At 44.4% G+C, this 22,240-nt stretch carries 15 protein-coding genes; 5 read left to right on the top strand and 10 right to left on the bottom strand.

The genetic code is table 11. The features are described 5' to 3' along the window. Positions 1-96 precede the first annotated feature (96 nt). A complete protein-coding gene (locus ACQY73_RS14255; protein ID WP_428667170.1) occupies positions 97-1,257 on the top strand; it encodes a LacI family DNA-binding transcriptional regulator in 1,161 nt (386 codons plus the stop codon). Here the strand turns inward: ACQY73_RS14255 and ACQY73_RS14250 are convergent. From ACQY73_RS14250 to ACQY73_RS14240, 3 genes are all read right to left on the bottom strand, one after another. After that, entirely contained in the window at positions 1,244-2,887 is a 1,644-nt protein-coding gene (locus ACQY73_RS14250) for an NFACT RNA binding domain-containing protein (protein WP_428668467.1), read from the bottom strand. The two genes, ACQY73_RS14255 and ACQY73_RS14250, sit on opposite strands and share 14 nt — an antisense overlap. 108 nt (positions 2,888-2,995) lie before the next feature. Then, positions 2,996-3,670: a ClpP family protease gene (locus ACQY73_RS14245; protein ID WP_428667168.1), complete on the bottom strand. Its 675-nt coding sequence runs from the start codon at positions 3,668-3,670 to the stop codon at positions 2,996-2,998. A 405-nt stretch (positions 3,671-4,075) separates the two neighbouring features. After that, positions 4,076-4,552, bottom strand: a complete 477-nt coding sequence (locus ACQY73_RS14240; protein WP_428667166.1) for a hypothetical protein — start codon at positions 4,550-4,552, stop codon at positions 4,076-4,078. 412 nt (positions 4,553-4,964) lie between these two features. Here ACQY73_RS14240 and ACQY73_RS14235 point away from each other — a divergent pair, with 412 nt between their 5' ends. The 3 genes from ACQY73_RS14235 (at position 4,965) to porV (ending at position 10,373) form a co-directional block, all read left to right on the top strand. Continuing rightward, the gene (locus ACQY73_RS14235; RefSeq protein WP_428667164.1) at positions 4,965-5,582 is read left to right on the top strand and encodes a sprT domain-containing protein; all 618 of its coding nucleotides are present in this window, start codon (positions 4,965-4,967) and stop codon (positions 5,580-5,582) included. A gap of 140 nt (positions 5,583-5,722) precedes the next feature. After that, on the top strand, positions 5,723-9,082 hold the full coding sequence (porU, locus tag ACQY73_RS14230) for a type IX secretion system sortase PorU (RefSeq protein ID WP_428667162.1): 3,360 nt from the start codon (positions 5,723-5,725) through the stop codon (positions 9,080-9,082). Between the two features lie 118 nt (positions 9,083-9,200). Beyond that, on the top strand, positions 9,201-10,373 hold the full coding sequence (gene porV, locus ACQY73_RS14225; RefSeq protein ID WP_428667160.1) for a type IX secretion system outer membrane channel protein PorV: 1,173 nt from the start codon (positions 9,201-9,203) through the stop codon (positions 10,371-10,373). A gap of 337 nt (positions 10,374-10,710) precedes the next feature. Here the strand turns inward: porV and ACQY73_RS14220 are convergent, their stop codons facing one another. After that, the gene (locus ACQY73_RS14220; protein WP_428667158.1) at positions 10,711-11,118 is read right to left on the bottom strand and encodes a hypothetical protein; all 408 of its coding nucleotides are present in this window, start codon (positions 11,116-11,118) and stop codon (positions 10,711-10,713) included. Between the two features lie 153 nt (positions 11,119-11,271). Between ACQY73_RS14220 and ACQY73_RS14215 the strand changes: the two genes are divergently transcribed. Further along, positions 11,272-12,303, top strand: a complete 1,032-nt coding sequence (locus ACQY73_RS14215) for an acyl transferase (RefSeq protein ID WP_428667157.1) — start codon at positions 11,272-11,274, stop codon at positions 12,301-12,303. 120 nt (positions 12,304-12,423) lie between these two features. Here the strand turns inward: ACQY73_RS14215 and ACQY73_RS14210 are convergent, their stop codons facing one another. The 6 genes from ACQY73_RS14210 to ACQY73_RS14185 all read right to left on the bottom strand — a co-directional run bounded on the left by ACQY73_RS14210 (position 12,424) and on the right by ACQY73_RS14185 (position 21,920). Further along, entirely contained in the window at positions 12,424-12,966 is a 543-nt protein-coding gene (locus tag ACQY73_RS14210) for an REP-associated tyrosine transposase (protein ID WP_428667155.1), read from the bottom strand. Positions 12,967-13,135: 169 nt separating this feature from the next. Continuing rightward, entirely contained in the window at positions 13,136-14,515 is a 1,380-nt protein-coding gene (locus tag ACQY73_RS14205; protein WP_428667153.1) for a hypothetical protein, read from the bottom strand. Between the two features lie 21 nt (positions 14,516-14,536). Next, the gene (locus tag ACQY73_RS14200) at positions 14,537-15,328 is read right to left on the bottom strand and encodes a nucleotidyltransferase domain-containing protein (protein WP_428667151.1); all 792 of its coding nucleotides are present in this window, start codon (positions 15,326-15,328) and stop codon (positions 14,537-14,539) included. Between the two features lie 121 nt (positions 15,329-15,449). Next, positions 15,450-18,995, bottom strand: a complete 3,546-nt coding sequence (locus ACQY73_RS14195) for a molybdopterin-dependent oxidoreductase (protein ID WP_428667149.1) — start codon at positions 18,993-18,995, stop codon at positions 15,450-15,452. Positions 18,996-19,026: 31 nt separating this feature from the next. Further along, the gene (locus ACQY73_RS14190; RefSeq protein WP_428667147.1) at positions 19,027-20,322 is read right to left on the bottom strand and encodes a NarK family nitrate/nitrite MFS transporter; all 1,296 of its coding nucleotides are present in this window, start codon (positions 20,320-20,322) and stop codon (positions 19,027-19,029) included. Positions 20,323-20,384: 62 nt separating this feature from the next. Then, positions 20,385-21,920 carry an alginate export family protein gene (locus ACQY73_RS14185; protein ID WP_428667145.1) on the bottom strand — a complete coding sequence of 512 codons (1,536 nt, stop codon included), beginning with the start codon at positions 21,918-21,920 and terminating at the stop codon, positions 20,385-20,387. Positions 21,921-22,240: the final 320 nt, after the last annotated feature.

Here is a 22,240-nt window from a genome sequence, read left to right as displayed (position 1 = left end):
TTATATATTTTTGTGAAATTGTATAAAAGGCAACACTTTGCCCATAAATGAAAGCGAATTGATTTTTATTGATAAACTTGGAAAAATTCAATTTTGATGGCAGTTTGTGAAAAATGCGGTAACGGCGAAAATGTGGTAAAGTCGGGTTTTGTACGGGGAAAACAGCGCCTCTTTTGCAAAGCCTGCGGGGTTCATTTTACCGTTGTTTCGCCGCACCGAGAAAGCCCGAAAACCCCGCACCAAACAACCATTGTTGATATTGCCAAAGCGTTGGGGGTAGCACCTTCTACGGTGTCGCGGGCGCTGAACGGAAGTACGGATATCAATGCCTTGACACGTCAGGAAATTCTTCGCGTGGCAACTGAGATGGATTATCGTCCCAACTTGCTGGCACAGAGCCTTCACCGGGGCGAGACGCATACCATTGGCGTAGTTATTCCTGATATAGAACGCCCTTTCTTTGCGGGCGTATTGGCCGGAATCCAGAAGGTGGCAACTGAAGCGGGTTATCGCGTAATGATCTGCCAATCAAATGAATCACATTCGACCGAAACACTTAACGTACAGGCGCTTGTAGCGAGTCGGGTAGATGGTTTGTTGATCAGTCATTCCAAAGAAACTACCTCATTTGAGCACATCAAATTGCAGCTTAGAAAAGGGTTACCTATTGTTCACTTCGACCGTGTGTGCAATGAAGTCGAAACTGCTAAAGTGGTTCAGGAAGATTCTGAAGGAAGTTTTGCTTTGGTTGAGCACTTGGTTTTGCAGGGGTGTCGACGCATTGCTGTCTTTGCCGGTCCGCGTGAGTTATTGATCAGCAATGCACGTTTGGAGGGCTACAAAGCTGCTTTGACCAAATATGGTATTGCGTTGGATGAAGCATTGATTTACCACAGTAATTTCAAAAAAGGCGAGCCGCTATCTGCTTTGAATGAATGGATGGATTTGGCCGAAAAGCCCGACGGCATTTTTGCGGTTCATTACGCCAATGCCATCGAAATAATTGTAGAATTGAAAAAACGAAATGTAAATGTACCTTCTGATATAGCTGTTGCAGGATTTGGGGATGAACTGATCGCCGAACTGATCGAGCCTTCTTTGACGGTTTTTCACCTTTTTCCCTTCAATGTCGGTGAAACGGCCGCCGCACTTTTGATCGACAATATCATTCACAAAGATACTTTTGAGCCCGTGGTGCAAAAAGTGAAAGGTGAATTGATCATCCGGCAGTCTTCGTTAAGAATTAAACCCCTTTAGGTTCAACCATTACCACTTCTTCTTTGTCCAAGATCACTTCTCCCTCGGGCAGACCTTTGGGTTTTCGTACAAACTTTTTGGGAGTCATAATGACGGGGCAAAGGGTCTCGTTGCGTCGTTTGGAATACCACGCTGCTATTTGCGCGGCACGCTCAATGACACTGTTCGGAAACTTCTTACCGGCTTTGTATTTTACCACCACGTGCGAGCCGGCTACGTCGCGGGCGTGGAGCCAGAGGTCTTCTTTATAGGCGTACTTCTTGGTTAGCAAATCGTTGTTTTTGGCGTTTTTGCCTATTAGAATCACATAGCCCTCAAATTCCGTATGTTTGAACAGCTGAGTAGGAGATAAAATGGGCGTTTCGCTCAGCAAGTTATTTGTTTTGAGGTATTTACGTAATAATTTTAGCGACTCAAATTCTTCAATCGTGCTAACATGATTTTTAAGTTCTTCCAATTCGCCTTCTCGCAAAGCAATGTTTTCCTGCAATTTTTCGATCTCTATGCGCTCATTTTTTGATTTGCGGTAATATGTCTCGGCGTTTCGTTGAGGTGTAAGGTCGGATTTCAGCTTAATGTCAATATCTTGATTTCGGTAAAAATCAAACAAGGTCACTCGTTCGGAGCGTTCGGGAATTTGATGGAGATTCGCCATCAGGATATGACCGATCTCTTCGTTTTTTACCTCGCCGTCTTTTCCCACTAACTTCTGAAAAGAATCTTCCAAATATTGCTCGGTGCGATGAATGCGTTTTTGCAAAATTTTAAGTGCTTCTCCTTTTTCTTTGGCAATGACGCCTACGCGATTGTAAGTAGTATAGAAATCGTTGATAGCAACAATGGCACTTGTGTGTTCCCGCATCACTTCGCCAAGCGGAACAAGCGTAAGCGTAGGTTGATGATTCCAAAGACTGATCGTAAACGCAGGACGTGAGAGCAGCGTAAGCGTATCTTGGATGATCTGCCAGCGTTGCTCGGGATGTGCTGTAGGGGCAGGCCTTGCGACTGCCCCCGTAACAACGCTTGCTTGGGCAGACGCAAACAGTACGCCGCGCGGGCCTGCCCCTACAAATTGTTCTTCCAAATATGCATTCACTTCCTTTCCAAAAGTTGGAAATACTTTACGATGGTCACAATTGGCAGCTTGGTATGCTTCCCATGTCTGGTCTAGCTCACGGTCAAGTTCTGACAAACGCAGGTTATTGTCCGAAACCAATCGGTTATGAAATAGGTCAATGACTTCATCATTTTGGAATAATACAGCATTGGAACGATTGCCGAATAACTTAAAGATCAAGGTAAAATTATTTTCCAAGACCAACCCAAACGCTCGTTCATTTTCGAATTGACGGACGTCTACTACTTCCAGATCATACAGATTTTCAAACAGATCGGCACTGTTTTGGCGAGCGCGGTTGAAATCTTCGGGGAAATTAAGGCAGGCAAAATCGGGACGCAATGTGGCGCGGATGTAGAAAGGACGGTAGTAATTGTTTTTCCCACGAGCGTGAGCCAATGCAATAACCAATTCATCTTTCTCCTGACTGAAACATTCCATAAACTTCAGTCCCTTAACCAATGGACGAAGTGCTTCGGTCAAATGCCGTAAAAAATGGTAATTCTGATGCATGACACAAAGGTAGGCGTCAGGAGCGAGAAGTAAGGAATGAGTCATGAAAAAAGCGTCTGACGGTTCAAAACCATCAGACGCCCGTCACTTATATACCACAGATAATGACTATTTTTCGCGCGTCAATACCTCGTCGATCAAGCCGTATTCTTTGGCTTCAATAGCACGCATCCACTTATCGCGGTCAGAGTCAGACTCAATTTTTTCAATCGTTTGACCGGTGTGATTCGCCAAAATTTCGTACAATTCTTCGCGTAGTTTTACGATCTCACGTGCGGTGATTTCGATGTCAACCGATTGACCCTGAGCACCTCCCGAAGGTTGGTGGATCATGATACGAGCATGCGGAAGCGCTGCACGTTTACCTGCCGCACCACCTGCCAGCAATACAGCTCCCATCGAAGCGGCCAAACTGGTACAAACGGTAGCTACGTCAGGGCGAACATACTGCATAGTGTCATAAATTCCCATTCCTGCATACACCGACCCGCCGGGGCTGTTGATGTACATCAAAATATCTTTTTTAGGGTCAGCTGATTCCAAAAATAATAATTGAGCTACTACGATGTTGGCGATCTGGTCGTCGACCGGCATTCCGAAAAAGATAATGCGGTCGGCCATGAGGCGAGAAAAAACATCGACCTCACGGAAGTTCATCGGGCGCTCTTCGATGATGGCGCGTGTCATGTTTTCAACGGTATGATTCACGTAGCCATCTACCGTAAGGCCACTCATACCCAAATGTTTTACTGCATACTTTCTAAATTCTTGTCCGTGGTTCATGGTTACTGATTTATGTGCCCGGGCACAGTTAATGGTTAATAATTCTTGTTATGGTCGTCTTCAATAAATTGGAGTTACTTTAATGAACACTAAAAAACCGCTACTTGGTTCGATGGACAAAAATGCAGAATTTAGTGGTTGATTGTTGTCAGTTTAGCCAACAAATTATCAGAATTACCTATATCTGAGTAAAACGATTCAGTTTCAGCGCTTTTCAAGCAGTAACTCGGTCGTCATTTGAGGTACTTTCAGATACAGAAGCAAAAAAGGATGTAAAGAAGAAACGAAGGAGGAAGACTTAAGTGAGGCAATAAGCGTTAATTATAAAAACGACAGCCTATCAATCAACAAAAGACGTTTAATTGATTGATAGGCTGTTAATAATAAAGCGGAAGCAGAATTATTTTATTCTTCCGTTTCTTTTACTTTAGGTTTGCGGCCACGGGGTTTTCCCGTATAGGGTACCTTTTCCGCCTGATCTTTAACTAATTCCAATTCGAATGCCGTTACGCCTTCGTATTCAAATGAACTAATGATGAAGCTGTATTTGGTATCGCTGTAATCAACGCCACCTGTTTTTAATATAACCCCCAATGGAATAGTAAAACTCTTTGCCGCTTTAACCATTTTAAATAGATCCGGTTCGCCGGCAGTAGCAGGAACCAAATAAAGAGAAGAGAGTTTGCGTTTACCGGCTTGAGATCCGATTTTGAAAAGAGTGCCAGAGGGGTCAATGCCCAGTTTTTCTACGATCTTGTCAGGAAAAACAAGCTTTCCGGAACCGGAAATAGAACCTTTAAGAATAACCGGTTTGCTTGCCTTTTTTTCGACAGGCTTACTGTTTTCGAGTGGTGAAAAGAATTTAAGTGCTGAAACTTTCATACAAAAGAGTATTTTAGTGTAAATTAAAACGCAAACATACAATCAATTAAGAATTTGCTCTATATTATTTGAAAAAATATAATTAATATAATTAAAAAAAACGTGAAGTGGTCCGGTTTTTACAAAGGTATTTTCAATAAACCGGTTTTTTAAAGAGGCATATAAAAGAAAAAAAGTAATCTTCAGAAGTTTGACTGATTTTTTTAACCTTGCAACTCGTTTGTGCTATTTCACCTTAAATTTTAATTAAAAATGCCTGTTCGATTTTGTTAAGCTGCAAGCATCGCTTTAAATTAAAAGGCCTCAATTGAATCGTTCTTTTTGAAAGAATATTTATTTTTCCGGCCATTAAGGTATAATTTGTATACTGATTTTGGGATAGAATAGTTTGTTTTCAGATTTTAATTATTGCATGTTGGTGGAAGCAAAAGTGGTGATGATGGAAATTTTGGAGGGACATGTCCCGGCCGCTTCAGTAAGGTATTGTTATCAATTGTGGGAGCGTTATCAGTTTGATTTTGTGGCCTCTAAGCCCCGACGAACACGACTGGGAGATTTCAGAGCGCAGCCCGGTTATCGTGAACGCATTACGGTCAATGTAAATTTGAATCCTTATAATTTCCTGATTACTTATTTACATGAGGTGGCGCATTTAGAAGTGTATCGTACGTATAAACGCCGTCAGCCGCCGCATGGGAAAGCTTGGAAAAGTCATTTTTACGGATTACTTGTTCCCGTCATGAACGATACGGTGTTCCCTATTTCTGTTTTAACTCCCCTTCGGCATTATGCGCAAAATCCGACGGCTTCTACCGGAACACACTTGCCGCTGATGCAGGCGCTTAAAACGATTGACGCTCCTCAAACAGACTTGGTCATGGTAAGTCAAGTATCCGAAGGACAGCTTTTTCGACTGAACCAAAAAGTTTTTGTTCGAGGTACGATGCGTCGTACACGCATCGTTTGTGTAGAGAAAGTTTCTCAAAAAAAATATTTGGTGGCAGCCCATGCATGGGTTGAAAAAGTATAAAAATTTAATGGAGAGTGTGCGCAGTGAAGAAAACTACTACACAGGATTGTATTGAAAAAACGAAAGATCAAAAGGACAGGAAAAGGTCGACCGGCCTAATGTATTTTTGTTACTCGTATTATTGTTTAGTTTTTTATTTTATGTTGCAATCGGCGTTGCCCGGGATTGCTCAAACATCTGTGTTAAATGAAGGGCGTTTGTTTAAAATTGGAATTACACAAACGGGAGTTTATCAGCTTGATGCGGCCTTTTTACGGAAAATAGGGGTTAATCCTACCGAGATCAATCCTAAAGATTTGCGATTGTTCGGCAATGGAGGCGCTATGCTTCCGCAGCTCAATAAGACACCGCGCGCTACTGACCTGACCGAAAATGCGGTAATGGTAAAAGGAGAAAATGACGGACGTTTTGATGAGGGAGATGCGCTTTGGTTTTTTGGAAAAAGTCCACATGAAATAGGATATGATTCCACCCAAAAACGTATGACTCACCAATTGAATGTTTATTCGGATACTACTTTTTATTTCCTGCAGATTGGCACACAGCCCGGTTTACGCATTCAAGCACAAAAGGCAGGAACCGGCGGACCGGTATTGACTGCTTTCGACGATTATGTATTTCTGGAAAGTGAACTTTATAACCGTGTACAGTCCGGAAGAGAATGGTGGGGAGAATATTTTGGAACCCAAACGCGGCAGGAATTTAACGCTGATCTGAGCGGTGCGCTATCCGACTCATTGAAGTTAACGGCAGCCACCGTGGCGTCGGCACAGGTGGCTACAAAGTTTGTTTTCGCCATCAACGGGCAACCGGTAGGAGAGCAATCCATGGGAACAGTTTCGGCCATGAGTGCTACAAATCGCTATGATTTAAGGGGCCAACGAACACAGCAAACACACTCTGCAAAGTTGACCGTCAATGCAACGGCTCCTGCTCGTGTTACCATTACCGCAACGTTTGATAAAGCAGGCCAGTCCAATGCTGATGGGTACATTGACTTTGTAGGATTGCAGGTAAAGCGTACTTTGCGATTGTACGATCAACAAACTGTTTTTCAGAACATAAGCTCGCTTAAGCAGGATTCTGTTCGCTATAGTATCGGGCAAGCTAACGCTCAAATGCAGCTTTGGGATATTACCGATCCGCTTCGACCACGAACACAATCCTATGTTATAAATGGTTCGGAAGCAACTTTTGGGACTGCCGGCAAAACGTTGAAGCGGTTTGTAGTGTTTGCGGAGAATCAATTAAAAACACCTGTTTCATTTCAGCCCATTCAAAATCAAAGCATCAGAAGCTTGGCTACTCCCGATATGGTAATCATAACGGCGCCCGTTTGGCAGAAGCAAGCGCAAAAACTTGCTGATTTTCGGCAACAAAATGATGGACTGGAGGTGAAGGTCGTGACAACGGCACAGGTGTATAATGAGTTTTCTTCGGGACAGCCTGACCCAACGGCGATGCGGGATCTGGCCAAGTACCTGAATAATAAACAACCTAATAAACTCAAATACCTGTTGCTGTTCGGGGATGCGAGCTATGATTTCAAGAATAACCTTAAAGCCCTCTCCGGTACGGAAATAGCCAATTTTGTGCCGACATACGAAAGCAATGAATCGGCACATCCGGTACGCAGCTTTTCTTCGGATGATTATTTTGGCTTTTTAAAACCCGACGATGGCATTTGGAAAGAAGACTTGGAAGGAAATCATACGCTGGACATTGGCATCGGAAGGTTGCCGGTCAAAACAATTGAAGAAGCGGAAGCGGTAGTGAATAAATTAATAAGGTATAATTCTAAACGCTCAGAAGGAAATTGGCGGCAGCGCATTGTCTTCGTAGCCGACGATGGTGATTCAAATCTTCATCAGCAGGATGCGGATGATCTCTCCAAAATAGTGGCCGGATCGGCTCCTGCCTATAACCTGCAAAAGGTATATGTCGATGCTTATCCTCAATCGGGCTCCAATTCTCAGCGTGCCCCGGGCGCAAGTGAGGCCGTTGATCGTTACATAAATGAAGGGGCGTTTATCATGAATTATACGGGACATGGCGGAATTTCTACGTGGTCGGATGAACAGATCGTGACCTTACAAAACCTGTTTAATTGGCGTAACTTAGATAATTTACCTTTGATCGTAACGGCCACCTGCGAGTTTGGGCGCTATGATAATCCCGGAGAAGTATCCGGCGCGGAAATTGCCGTAGTAAGCCCGCGAGGTGGAGCCATTGCCATGCTCTCTACTTCGCGACCTGTGTACGCAAATACTAATTTTTTGGTGAATTCGGCTTTTTACAGGGCGGTTTTTCAACCCCTAAACGGACAGATGCCGCGCCTTGGAGATGTAATGAAAGTGACCAAAAATAAGAGTTATTACGATGTTCTCAATCGCAATTTTACGCTGTTAGGCGATCCTTCTTTGCGATTAAATTATGGCGATTACCAAGTAAGTGTTGTGGTAAATGATACCCTTAAAGCAGGCCGATTGGGTAAGTTATCGGGGGAGATAAAACAAGGCGCGGCCTTAGCAACGGATTTTAACGGAACGGCCATTGTGACCGTTTATGATAAAGAAAGTCAACTGCTTACCCTTGGCGACCAAGCCCGGGGTGAAGCGCCTTATGCAACCCCTGCTAATCCCAAAATGACGTATGGGTTATACAATAAGAAGATATTTGAGGGAAAAGTGAGCGTAAAAGCGGGTAAATTCAGCGCACAATTCATTGTTCCTAAAGATATTGACCCAAAATTTGGAAACGGAAAGGTGGAAATATATGCCGCTCGGGCAGACAGCCTGGCCGATGCAATGGGGGGTAGCACTCAACTCATAGTGGGAGGAAAAGATTTAGCTTTGAATGATACAAAGCCTCCGGTACTGCAAATGTATTTAAACAACAAACAATTTGCAGATGGCAGCCAAGTAGAAGACAGCCCTCTTTTTATTGCAGAATTAAGTGATGAAAATGGCCTGAATTTTGCTGCAAATATGACTGTAACTCTGAATGATACATTAACCATACCGTTAAATAATTATTTTATAGCAAACAAAGATGATTATCGTTCAGGTAGTATTCAGTTTCCGTTTCACAGGCTGCCTGCCGGTGAGTATACCTTAAAATTGAAAGTAGAAGATACGTACAATAATATCACAGAGGGGGCGTTGAGGTTTAGAATAGGTGAGGAGATAAGACTCATCAAAAATATAATTGCCTATCCTAATCCTTTTGTTGAACGTACTAACTTACAGCTTGAACTCGTTGATGTAGGAGATGATGTAGAAATTACGGTTCAAATTTTTGATATAAACGGAAGGATAATTCGTACCGAAGCACAGACTATTTATAATTCGGACAAAGTTTTGGAACTATTTACATGGGATGGCACCGACCACTCAATCCAAAATGTTCCAAAGGGCGTATATCTGTACAATGTATGGGTTCACTCGCTGACAAGGCAACAAACTCAGCGTCAAAGCGGTAAGTTAATAATGGTAAAATAGATTTTGAAAATAGTAATTAATATCTTTGCACATTCTTAAACAGAACTCTATTTTTGAAACGCCCATATCGTGATTTTGAGGAAGAAGGTACGGGTAATAGTGGCAAACAAATCTCCTTATGATAAGAAAAATCTCTCCCATTTTTACACTTTTGGGTTTTTGCGGTTCCTTAAATTCATTGGCACAAATTACTTCCGGTGGGCAGGATAGCACAGGTGGACGCCCGGTAGTAGCCTCCGTACCGTTTGCGGCCTTTACGCCCGATGCACGCAGTGCAGCGATGGGAGATGCCGGAGCTGCCCTGAGTCCCGATGCCAATTCGGTGTACTGGGGAGCTGCAAAATTGGTCCACGCCAAAAAGGAATACGGAGTAGCTCTCTCCTACACTCCCTGGCTGCGTAACATTACTGAGGATATGTCCTTTGCCTATTTGTCGGGCTTTAAAAAAATTGGCAAAAACCAAGCGGTCGGTATTAGCTTAATGTATTTTGACCACGGTAAATTTGAAGCCCGTAACAACTTCGGTACGTCATTAGGAGATTATTATTCAAATGAATTTTATGGTTCAATCGCCTATTCCCGGAAATTGACAGACCATTTTTCGATGGGTTTGAACGTGAAATATTTGGTTTCCAACCTCGGTAACGGCGTTCAACTCTTAGGAGGCTCTGCATTGAAAGCAGGACAGACTGCCGCAGGGGATATCAGTGCCTTTTATCAAAACGAAAATATAGACGAGGGGACCGGTAAAGGCTGGCATTACTCGGGGGCATTGATGATTCAGAATATTGGCGGAAAAGTTAATTACGGTGGTACTACAAGTGGTTTTATTCCAACTACCCTTAAATTAGGCGGTACCGCTACGCGTCACATTGACCCATTAAATAAGATCACTTTCGCGTTGGATCTGAATAAATTGATGATTCCTACGCCGGGTGGTACTGCTTCAGGACAAGATGTCGGAACTATTTCGGCAATGTTCAAATCCTTTGGCGATGCACCGGGTGGCTTTAGTGAAGAACTTCGGGAGTTTATGATCGCAACCGGTGTTGAGTATTGGTACAACGATGCATTTGCCGTTCGTTTCGGATACTTTAACGAATCCAAAACCAAAGGAAATCGCAAGTATTTCACCGTAGGTTTCGGAGCACGTATACAACAGCGTTACGGAATTGATTTTGCCTACCTTATGCCTCAAACCCAAGGAAGTCCATTGGCCAATACCTTCCGTGTCTCGTTGGTCATTGATATGTTTAAGAAAGCCGCAGACGTAGCAGAAGATATAGAATAAGAATTAGACAGATATACAAAAAAGGGCAGTTTGTTACGACAGACTGCCCTTTTTTATTGAATCTGTAATGTATCACGCAACGGGGATTTACGAGAGAGTTTCGTGCCTAAAGGTAGTTAGAAGTATCTTTTGATGAATTGCCCAAATTGTCCGGTTTTCCTTTGCCTCTATACGTATCTTGCCACCCTAAGTAAGTGTACGGGTAAGTATTGTAACAGCTATAGCACGATAACTATTCCGAGAAAACAGATTTTGTGGAACATAAAAAAGTGTTTTGGTAAAACTCCGGAGTTTTACCAAAACACTTGTAGAAAGAGAAACGATTGCGGCGTTTTTCTTACAATAAAGGTACAGAGAGTGTATCGCTTTCTACTGCATTGCTGACATTAAGAGCGCGATCACGAACTCTTATTTGAAATTTAACAGTAGTTAACTTCGCGTTTTTTGAATAAGGAAAATAAACGGCATAATCCAGTTTTCCCTCGATTGGGCCTTTTTTGCGGTCCGGTTTCAATACCGGAAAGAACAACTTAGCATTAGCGGCCAGAATTACTTCTTCAAATTTATTACCACTTACTTTCTTAAAGGTACGGAGCTCATAATTCCCCCATATGTTGTAGTTTGCATTGCCACGGTTATCGGTACTTTCGCCTAAATCACCATCGCCATCTTTAAAATCAATGGTAATGACAACCGAATCCTGTTTTGATTTTGAAAAAGGTTCAATAACCTCGAATTTATCCATGCTGTTAAACACAATTTCGGGCACAGGACTATAAGACGGGGGAGTCCAACAACTTGTTGTAGCAGCAGATAATATAAATATGGTAAGGAAAAAACGAAAGATGGTCTTCATGGTTGGTAAAGTTATCCGTAATTTGTAAAAAAGTCAAATTTGATGATTCGCCGTCAATATTTAAAACAGTTAGTGAAAAATGTTACGTCCGATAGTTTTGAGGACACAGCATTAGCGATTTTTCGTTGGCAAGCCGGCTCCAATCCGGTTTACCATGAATACCTGCGTCATTTAAATTGTGATCCTGAAAAGGTTCAGTCGCTGACGCAGATTCCTTTTATGCCGATCGGTTTTTTCAAAAAACATGCCGTTTTCACAGAATCGCCCATTATTCAGACTACTTTTGAAAGTAGCGGAACGACCGGCGCCCAAACCAGTCGTCATCATGTGGCTGATTTGGAATGGTATAGTGACATTAGCATTAAGATTTTTGAACAAACATACGGTTCATTATCGAACTGCCATTTGTTAGCTTTACTGCCATCCTATCTTGAACGAAATAACTCGTCTTTGGTGTATATGGTTCAGCAATTTATTGCGCAAACAAACTCGTCCGTTTCGGGTTTTTTTCTGCACAATGTGGATGAATTGTTGATAACCCTCAAAAATCTCGCCCCAAACCTCGACGGTCGTACCGTGATTTTGTGGGGAGTGACTTTTGCATTGCTTGATCTGGCCGAATTCAGCGAAGAAAAAGAGTTGGAATGCTTGCGAAATATTGCAAGTCTGATAGTCATGGAAACGGGTGGGATGAAAGGCCGTCGCCGTGAAATGCTCCGCGAAGAAGTACATGAGGTGTTGACAAAAACATTTGGAGTAAAGGCCATTCATTCAGAATACGGCATGACAGAATTGCTCTCTCAGTCGTACTCAAAAGGTGATGGCATTTTTAATACCTCAGCCACGATGCGGATTTTACTGCGCGACATTAATGACCCGCGAGCCGTATTTGATAAGCCGCAGGCAGGACTTCGCTATGGAGGAATTAATGTAATAGATTTAGCCAATCTTGATTCCTGCGCTTTCATTGAAACGCAGGATTTGGGCCGTTTTGTGGGAGAAGATGCTGCACAATTTGAGGTGATCGGGCGCTTTGATAATTCGGATGTGCGCGGATGTAATTTGATGATTTGACGCGGGGTTATGAGTAACCCCGGCGGCGGTTTTGAGAATTGCAGCGGCGCACCGCCCGCCTGCACGCCTAATGTGCCTTCGGTTTCTCAAAACCGAAGCAAGAGGTTGCTCACAACCTCGTTAAAATACTTCCAAATAATGCAATAGCTCAGATTGTATGTCAAAATGCCAATATTCGTAAAACTTTGCGCTTGAATAAAGATAATCAGTGGCTTCTTTAACAATTCCTGCCCTTACCGGATTTTGGTGCATGTAAGTAAGTTTAGTTTCACACACATCACGGCTGAAAATCACGACATCATCAAATTCGTCATCCCATATTTTATAGTGCTGAGACCGATGTTCATACACGAGTTCGGGTAGAATTTCCGGGTGAGTTCTAGAAATATAGGCTCTCAATTGTAACGAACTGTATTTCTTAAAATCGCGCAGGTACTTTGATAAAAAATTACGTTCCTGAAAAAATACAATGAAATGAATATGGTTGCTCATAAGAACATAACCGAGCAATTTAGCCTGATAGCGTCGATTGTAAAAACGGAAATTATCAAATAAAATATCAAAGCACTGTTTGTCAAACAAAAGGTATTTGTGTTGATAACAGGAAGTTGTAATAAAAAAGCAGCGTTCGTCGTCAGAAAATGCAACTCGTTTGGTCCCCATAATTTACGGCAGATTTTAATAACCATGCAGGCGGTTTTGAGAAACCGCCTGCATGGTTATGACGCAATAAAGAGCTATGGGTAACTTAGAAGGAGCTGTAGTGTATAGTAAGAGCGGTTTTGAGAAACCGCCTGCACATTGTAGAAAAACCGCCTGCACATTGCCTACATTAAGGCAACCTTTCCAACGTCACTTCTACAAAATCGCCGGCAGGGGCATTGCAGGTGGGGCATACATATAAAAGAGGCAAGGGCGCGGGAAGTTCGGCAACGGTGAGGCAGTGTTTACAGCGCATTACCGTCTCGGTCATAATGGGTTTGAGCGTAGCCGTTTTTCGCGTGAGGCTTGTCTTTTTTTCGGTTGAAAGTTGCTCATAATATTTCTGTGCCAAACGTCGCAGGACTTCGGGGAGGTTTTTGCGCGCTACGTCGGCCGCAAAGGTTTCCCATTCGGTATTTCCAATAAAGAAATCGGGAGAATGAACAATGCGAAAACGTTGGTAGTCAGTAGAAAGTGGCTCAATAACAATGGTTGATGTGGTGTCGGCGTTCCGTTGACCAATGCTGAAACTAAGGCTTGAAGTACGAATGCGGGTGCGTTCAAAAGCATCAACGAGCTCTGTTTTGAGACGCAGCGCCGCCGCATCTGCATCGGGCAATTGCCAGTTAAGTTCGAGCGAAGAATAATGCGTGTGAATTCCCCAAATTCCCAATAGTTTTTCCCATTGATAAATGGTTTCCTTTGGAATATCACGTATAATGAACGTTTTGAAAGGAGTAGGATAGAGGCGACCGATCTTGACATCTTTGCAAAGCTGACAAAGCGCTTCAAGAAACGACGCTTCAAATTCATTATCGCGTTGATAAAGGCCGATCCAATAGCGCTCATCGTAACGGTAAATTCCCTCGTGGTGCGGGTAAGGTTTGGGCGTAAGGTTGAGTTCTTTCTGAATACGACGCGAACGTCCCGCAAACTTGGACGTAACAAGTTGAAATAACTCATCAAAACTACGAATGGAGTCGGATGCTGACCAAACATGTTCTATTGCCTTGACCCATTCCGCAATTTGTTCTCCGTCCAATAATTCAGGCCATACCTGCATGGTTCCCAAAGCAGGTAGATTGACCGCCAAATACCAAAACGAAGGCGTTGGCGAGGCGATAAAATTAAGTTCGCCCGTCAGCGGACGAATCAATTCCTGGGTAGGGTCAATAAGGTTTATTTTGAGGCGCGGTTTAAAATCAAATTCATCCAAAATGTCTAAATAATCGCCCGACCGCAACCATGATAATTTAGGGAAAATATTCTGCGCCACCACCGATGACACAATGTTTGGATGAATCGGAATCTCGCCTTCTACCTGAAATCCTTGTAAGCTAAGGTGCTCTCGGAGCGCAGGAAGCTGAGAATCAGTACAGGGCATTAACAAATCCTGCCGAAAACCTACCTCCATTTTTCCCAGTGCCCATTGGCGTGATACTGCCGCCAATCGTTGAAGCTCGTCGGGTGTCACTACGCCGCCCGGTGTTGAAATACGGAGATAGGCCATTGGGTTTGAGTATTAACCTGTTCAGATATTTTTTTCTATTTCCTGCAAATACGCTTTTACGGCCTCCTGCGCTTCAACTTTAAGCTGAATGGTCGAATTAAAAAGATGTTTACGCAGATCCTCATAAAGTTCAATGGATTTCCACAAGGCAGCAACCAAAGAAATTTTGTTCATTTGACCTACGGTTTGGGTAAGTTCGGTAAAATCCTCAGGGGCCAATTTGGCCTCTACTTTTCGAACACCGCGCGGTTGATTTCCGTTCTTGATATGTAACAAAGGTCCCAAAACGACCATTCTTAAAAAGCCGAGAAAATCAAAGGCTTCAAACAGTTCGCCTCGGCCTATCTTCAACGTGGCATAATGGATCCAAACCCAAAACCGATCTTCGATCCATTGATAATCAGGATAAGGCCAAGCGGCTTGCGTTTTCTCAATAACGGTTGTCAGTTGATTGTCGCGTTCCCATACCACAATTGGGTTTTCCACTCGGTGATAGAATTCATCCAAAGTTATAAACTTTATGTCTACGTGCAGAAGTGGATTGGTATATAAACAGATAAGTACGCGCGAGTCGCCTACGTGTTCACCTGTAAAAGCGGAAAGAATCGTTCCGAGTTGATCGGCAACGGCTTTCATCTGCATCGGATCATCGGATAATTTGGTGGTGGAGACCAAAACAAGGTCAAGATCAGAGTACGAATCGGTTTCGTTGGTGATCCATGAACCTGCAATAGCGAGTCCGATCATGTCGGTAGACTTTCGTAAAACAGCGATGGCATTGTTGACAAAAGGTTGAAAAATAGCGTGTTGCATAACTATGTTCGTTTTGGGCAATTATTGCAAAACCTTTTCCGCAAATTGAAAGTTCACCCAATACAAGATTTATTATTTCCGGGTTTCGAAAGAATCAACTATTGACATCATCCTTCGCTTGTCATTTCTGAATTTTTTCTCCTGACTTTTCCAGACTCTTCTGAAGCATGGCTTTTACTTCCGGTCGGCAACTGCCGCAACCTGTTCCGGCACCTGTTTGTTGGCAAAGCACCTGAAAATCAGTACAGCCTCCTGCAATGGCCTCCCGTATATTTCCATCGCCGACATTGTTGCAGGAACATACCGGTTTGCCTTTGAGAGCGGGGGCACTTTTTCCGCTTCGGAGCAACTTGAGGCGTTTTTCCGAAAGTTCGGTTTGGTGTTGGATCAAAGATTTGAATTCAACAAATTCGGATTTATCTCCTAACAAAATCGCCCCAACAAGTTTATCCCCATGAATGATGCATTTTTTGTAATACCGTTTTTGCTTGTCCATAAAAAGCACTTCCTCGTATTCCGCACCTGCGCCGTTGGCGGGAATTTCGGTCATGCCCAATGAACACAGCTCTAATCCTTCCATTTTTAAAATATTCATGGAAATGGTGGGCCGATAATAACTCTGAATATCTCCGTTGAAGTAAGCGCATAATGCCTCTGCTTGCTCTTCGGCGGCGGCAGTGATGCCAAACTGTTGTCCTTCAAATTCGGCCACTTCGCCAATGGCGAAAATGGACGGATCGGAGGTTTGAAGATACGCATTCACCACCACTCCGCGCTGAACATCCAACCCTGCTTTTCGTGCTATTTCTACGTTGGGAGTTGTTCCGATTGTAAACACGACGGCGTCACAAACAATTACTTGGCCGGACGTCAGTCGTACGCCGGTTATTTTGTTGTTTTCACCTGTCAGGTATTTGACTTCATCGTTATAGTAAATATCAATGTTGCGGTCTTTGAGTTCCTCGTGCAAAAGAGCGCTGGCCGTGGCGTCGAGTTGGCGATTCATCAGGCGTGAAGCGCGGTGGATCACGGTAGCACGATGCCCGATATGGCGGAGTGAAGCCGCCAATTCCAGTCCCAACAAACCTCCACCCACTACTGCAATGTGTTTAGGTTTCTCGTTGGGAGTGAGATGATTAATGTCCAAATAGCGCATCAGACCGTCGGCATCCTGCCGTGTGCGCATGGTAAAAACACCTTCCAACGAAACATCATAATCCCGTGGCGTAGCTGCTCGGCTGCCCGTTGCAATAATCAAACGGTCATAAGAATGCGTATTTCCCTGCGAATCACGAACGGTTTTGCGCTCACGATCAATGTATTCGATACTTACCGCTTCGTGTAGATGAACCAACGCCCGTTCATCGTCCTGCATTTTGAGCAATTTTTCCCATCGCATGGCGCCGCTGATATAATCGGGCAGCATGACGCGGTTATAAAATGCAAACGGTTCTTTGCTGAATACATGAATCTCGTCGATGAGATTATGCCGGCGATGAGACGTAACAAACGTATACGCTGCGGCTCCCGCACCAATGATGATGATACGCTCTTTGGGTTTTTTGAATTTTTGTACTTCAACCGCCGAATATTTAAAGTCAGGTTCTTTGGAATAAGGGTCTACCAGATCGTTGGTAATGTTATTGGCACGGACGGCATTTTTCTGTAAAATCTTGCCCCAATGCATGGGCAAAAACACGACACCCTGACGAATATCTGTGGTGATTTTAGCGGGCACCTGTACTTGCCCACGAGGATTTTGGATCGTTACGATGTTGCCTTCTTTGATGCCGCGCTCGGCGGCGTCAAGAGGGTTAATTTCTAAAAAGGCCTTCGGAATGTGTTGATTCAACTTATTGACCTTGCCCGTTTTAGTCATCGTATGCCATTGGTCACGGATACGTCCCGTGGTCAGCACCAACGGAAATGCTTCGCTGAGTGATTCGGATTGATTACTGTCGGGAACGGCTTTAATCTGTGCTTTTCGGGAAGGTGTATAGAATTGATGATCGCCAAAAAGCCGAGGCGTTCCGTTGGATTGAGCAGTTGGTACGGGCCATTGAAATGTGCCTTGGGTACGCAATCGCTCGTGCGATAAACCACTGATATCTACATTTGTGCCTTTGGTAAGTCGTACGTGTTCATCGTAAATTTCGGCTGCATTTTGGTAATTAAACGCGTGGCCAAAACCCATTTTATGGGCAAATTTGACGATAATTTCGCTGTCGGGCAGGGCTTCGCCAACGGGTTCCATGAATTGATTAAGGTACGAAACTCTCCGCTCGGAATTGGTCATGGTACCCGTTTTTTCGCCCCATGCTGCCGCCGGAAGCACCAAGTCGGCGTAAGCGAGGGTGTCTGAACGGTTCGAAATATCCTGCACTACCACAAATTTGGCGGCTTGGAGAGCTTCTTCCACAAGGTGAACGTTGGGTAGGCTTACCAGTGGATTGGTACACATGATCCAGATGGCTTTCATGCGTCCGTCTTTGAGCGCCTGAAACATTTCGGTAGCCGTTAGTCCGGGCTTAGGATTGAGGGAAGGCACCCCCCAAAAATCCGCCACTTCTTGGCGGTGGGTAGGGTCGGCCAAATTGCGATGAGCGGGCAGGAGGTTCGATAGCCCACCTACTTCCCTACCGCCCATTGCATTGGGTTGACCGGTCAACGAAAACGGCCCCGACCCTGCCTTGCCGATGTGCCCTGTAATTAGGTGCAGGTTGAGTAAAGCCAAATTTTTGTTCACTCCGATAACGCTCTGGTTGAAACCCATGGCCCACATGGAAATAAACCCTTTGGCCTTGCCGATGTATTCAACGGCTTGGTGAATGTCGTGGAGGCTGATGCCGCAAATCTTAGCGGCCTCCCGCATGTCGCGTTCGGCCACTTGTACGCGGTAGACGTCAAAACCTTCGGTGTAATTTCTGATAAAATGTTCGTCAATGTAGCCTCTGGAAATCAATCCTTTGGCAATGGCATTGAGCAACACAACGTCGGTGCCGGGTTTGACCTGAAGGTGCAAATCAGCCATGCGTGCTGTATCTGTACGACGCGGGTCTACTACAATAAACTTAACGCGTGGATTGGCCGCCTTGTGCGCTTCCATCCGACGGAACACTATGGGATGATTCCAGGCAGGATTTGAACCTGCAATGAGAAAGCAGTCTGCCAGTTCAATATCTTCGTAGCTGCACGGAACAGAATCTTCACCCAACGCCATTTTATATCCCACCACCGCCGACGACATGCATAAGCGTGAATTGGTATCAAGATTATTGGACCCGATGAATCCTTTAATGAGCTTATTGACCACGTAATACTCTTCGGTCAAGCATTGGCCTGATGCGTAGAAACCCACAGAATCGGGGCCGTATTTCTCAATAAACGTCTTGAAAACTGCCGCAGCACGTTCCAGTGCCGTATCCCAGCTAACCCGTTGCAAAGCGGATTGCCTGTTATGGCGCATTTGAGGATACAATAACCGGTCGGTTGTATCCATGACGGTATAGTGTAGATTTCGCCCTTTGGAACAAAGCATCCCTTTGCTCGACGGGTGGCCGGGATCACCTTCTACAGAAATTCGCCCGTTGCGGGTTTTACTGACCACTACTCCGCAACCCACACCGCAGTAACAGCAAGTGGTTTTGTATGACGATGTTCCATTCATAATGACGCCGAAAAGTATTCGATGGTTTTGGTTACGCGGTTTGTAATTCCGTTTCCGTTTTTTCAATCGTTACAGTACGCCCAAAATTGACCAAAAATAACAGCAGTCCGACTGCTGCGACAATCCCGCCGATGTACATAAAAGCTTGGCCGTAAGTAATGGATTGTGACTTAAACAGGAAGCCCATCAGCATACCGCCGACGTTTCCTCCGGCCCCTACTACACCCGAGATTACTCCCACGGCTTTAGGATTGATAAATGGAACGATAGCGTACGTACCACCGTTGGCCATTTTCAGAAACATGGCAAAGGTGAGCATTGACACAATGGCCATGGTCAAATTGCCTGCTTGGGCAAACAATAAAATTCCGCAGCCTTCCAGCAGCAGCATTGAAGCAAGCATAATGCCTTTGCCCCGCATACCGTATTTTTTACCTATTTTGTCGGCCACGATTCCCCCGACCGCGCGGGCAAAAATGTTCATAAAACCAAACAGCATCGCCCAGAATCCGGCTTCCGTTTCTTCCATGTGGAAGTTATCGAAGAAGTAAAGCGCCGCTACACCGTCGAAGGTGATTTCCATGCCAAAGCAGCACGCATACGCAATCGCCAAGGCCCAAACGCGAACATCGGCGCAGGCTTGCCAAAAAGGAACGGTTGATTTAGCGTTGGTATCTCGGTTGATCTCATCGTAGTTGCCGGCGGGCGTGTCTTTGGTATATTTCCAATAGACAAAGGCCATTACCAACATCATAAGGCCCGGCACGATCATGGCCAAGCGCCACGCATCGGCTTTGACGAAACCAAACCCAATGATGGTTGCCATGATGAGCGGCATGGCCAATTGGGTAATACCTCCTCCTAAGTTACCCCAACCGCCGGCTACGGCGTTGGCCGTCCCTTTGATGTTGGGCGCAAACATGGACGAAGTATGAAATTGGGTAATGACAAACGAAGCCCCAATTACCCCAATCGCTAAACGAAACAACAGAAAGGAAGTATAATCGTGCGCCAGCCCTACGAGCATGACGGGCAGAGATCCGATCAATAACAGTGCCGTATAGGTTTTGCGAGGCCCCCAACTGTCACACAATTTTCCGATGATGAGGCGGGCAAAAATGGTGGCCGATACGGCTGCAATGATGGTATTGCCAACCTGAGGTTTGGTCAATCCCAAATCGGCCCGAATGGCCGGCATCAGGGGCGCAATACCGAACCAACCAAAGAAACAAACAAAAAAGGTCATCCACGTAATGTGGAATGTACGCATTTGGACGCCGCTGAAACGCAGCACATTGAGCTGAGAAAGTGGTTTATTGGCAGACATTGGAGGCAAAATGTTGAGGTGGAAAATAGAAGTAAGAGTACGTTGTTAATGAATAAAAGCCATTACTTGCCGGCTTTGGTATAGAGGAAATCGGGGCGAATATTGAGCATCAAATACGCCCAATTCGCACTATGTTTCGTTTTATCCATCGTTCCCAATTTGGCGTATTCGAGGCTGTTGGAGCCTTTTAGATAACAATAGCCCAATTCCACATTGGTAAACCGGTTAAGGTTGTAATTGAGAATAAAGTCAAACTCGTTGCCTAACTGACGATTTATTTTACCACCTGTAGCGTCTAAGCTGTTTTTCATATCGTTGGCCAACGCAAAATGGTGAATATCAAACGTGAAGTAGAGGTTGGGATTTGCTACATATTTGGCCTTGAAAAATGCATTTGCCAAGCCACCTGCGGGTGCGCCCGTACCTACATAAAAATAATCCATGTATCCCCAATGTTTGTGTGGCGTGCCGTAAAGCGGGTCAAAGCGGCGGTCTTTGTTGTCGGGAGAAACGGTGTTATTTCCCGAAAGAAATTCATATCCCGGTCCGAAGGAGAATTTGCCTTTTTGGATCGAAACGTTGGCACCGTAATGATATGCACTCAGGCTTTGTCCGTCGCGATTTTTGCCGCCTTGTTTGTACGCAAAGGCCTGCCACGCAATTTTGCCTGATTTAAAAGCAGCATTGGCGATCAATCCCGTGAGCATCGCTCCGTAAGTAATGCGACTGTTGACACCTTCTACGTCATACCGCCGCCCATATACTACACCGTTTGCGGTGCTGCCGAGGCTGTCTATACGGTACTTCTGAAAATCGTCTTTGAAGAAGAGCCCGGAAAATTTAGTTTGTCCAAACTTACGGCTGATGTACAACATCTGCATTGCTTTGAACATCTGATTTTGTCCGTTGGTGCTGAGAGGCGAAGCCAACACCGGTGCGCCGCCTTTGCCCGAAGTAGGCAGGAAATCTGTTGGAATACTTACAAAAACTCCTTTGGAATTAGCGACTGTTGCGGGAGCGTTACCCGCCGCATAGAATGTTCCTGCGCGGCCAAAAGCATCAGAGTTTTGGTTGAAGGCTACCCCAAAATCAATTTGCCAACCCTTTTTTACACCCTTAAGTAGCGCCATGTCAAAGCGCCGTCCCTGCTGAAGCCAATCCAGATTACCGAGCAGTCGCACGTCATCGTACACCAATTCCTGACGCCCTATTTTGAGGGAAAGGTTATCAAATGCCCTGAATTTGAACGTAGTATCGGCACGATTAGCCAAGATGATTTCGGCCCAGGCTTCGTGTAAAAACAATTTGGAACCATCGGCATTGTTGATAGATGCCGCATCCTGTCCCCACACCCGCACGTCACGAACGTTTATGCCAAACGTTAGCCGATCCCATTTGTAGCCAAAATTAAGACTTGTACGCTGAGAAGTAAAGGCTGCGGGGTTTGTACCGGATTTGGGAAGATTACCAAGACCATCGCGCAATTCAGTTCTTGTTCGAAGTTGACCTTGCAGTGAAAGTTGAGCATGAGTAATTTTGCTCAACGAAAAGATCAAAAGAAGCACACCAAAGCACTTGCCGTGTAATGGTTTTTTCATAAATTTGTAATGTTTTAAGTTAATCCCTAATTTAAAACTGCTAATAGCCCCGTCAGAACCGCCATTCTGCGGGGTTTTTCTTTTTCCTTACCAACGCGCGTCCGCCAACGCTGTTATAAGTTTACGTAAGAGCAACCGATGTTATGAGGTGGGAATGAATATATTTCTTTAAAAAATACTATTTGCATAGACACTTTCTCTTTAAAGATAAATTCTTGTAAAAAACTTAATCAAAAAATATAGTTCTTGAAAAAAAGATTATTAGAAAAGTTTATACATTTACTTTATTCTTTTATCAGAATAATATTTGCCTTTATGAG

The sequence above is a fragment of the Runella sp. genome (assembly GCF_965279615.1).
Classification (GTDB): domain Bacteria; phylum Bacteroidota; class Bacteroidia; order Cytophagales; family Spirosomataceae; genus Runella.
Note: the sequence above shows the minus strand (reverse complement) of the source record. Positions and strands in the feature narration are given on the sequence as shown.

Coding starts and splice junctions, on each gene's coding strand:
- ACQY73_RS14255 (WP_428667170.1), top strand. CDS start 97: ATGGCAGTTTGTGAAAAATGCGGTAACGGCGAAAATGTGGTAAAGTCG.
- ACQY73_RS14250 (WP_428668467.1), bottom strand. CDS start 2,887: ATGCATCAGAATTACCATTTTTTACGGCATTTGACCGAAGCACTTCGT.
- ACQY73_RS14245 (WP_428667168.1), bottom strand. CDS start 3,670: ATGAACCACGGACAAGAATTTAGAAAGTATGCAGTAAAACATTTGGGT.
- ACQY73_RS14240 (WP_428667166.1), bottom strand. CDS start 4,552: ATGAAAGTTTCAGCACTTAAATTCTTTTCACCACTCGAAAACAGTAAG.
- ACQY73_RS14235 (WP_428667164.1), top strand. CDS start 4,965: ATGTTGGTGGAAGCAAAAGTGGTGATGATGGAAATTTTGGAGGGACAT.
- porU (WP_428667162.1), top strand. CDS start 5,723: ATGTTGCAATCGGCGTTGCCCGGGATTGCTCAAACATCTGTGTTAAAT.
- porV (WP_428667160.1), top strand. CDS start 9,201: ATGATAAGAAAAATCTCTCCCATTTTTACACTTTTGGGTTTTTGCGGT.
- ACQY73_RS14220 (WP_428667158.1), bottom strand. CDS start 11,118: ATGGATAAATTCGAGGTTATTGAACCTTTTTCAAAATCAAAACAGGAT.
- ACQY73_RS14215 (WP_428667157.1), top strand. CDS start 11,272: ATGATTCGCCGTCAATATTTAAAACAGTTAGTGAAAAATGTTACGTCC.
- ACQY73_RS14210 (WP_428667155.1), bottom strand. CDS start 12,966: ATGGGGACCAAACGAGTTGCATTTTCTGACGACGAACGCTGCTTTTTT.
- ACQY73_RS14205 (WP_428667153.1), bottom strand. CDS start 14,515: ATGGCCTATCTCCGTATTTCAACACCGGGCGGCGTAGTGACACCCGAC.
- ACQY73_RS14200 (WP_428667151.1), bottom strand. CDS start 15,328: ATGCAACACGCTATTTTTCAACCTTTTGTCAACAATGCCATCGCTGTT.
- ACQY73_RS14195 (WP_428667149.1), bottom strand. CDS start 18,995: ATGAATGGAACATCGTCATACAAAACCACTTGCTGTTACTGCGGTGTG.
- ACQY73_RS14190 (WP_428667147.1), bottom strand. CDS start 20,322: ATGTCTGCCAATAAACCACTTTCTCAGCTCAATGTGCTGCGTTTCAGC.
- ACQY73_RS14185 (WP_428667145.1), bottom strand. CDS start 21,920: ATGAAAAAACCATTACACGGCAAGTGCTTTGGTGTGCTTCTTTTGATC.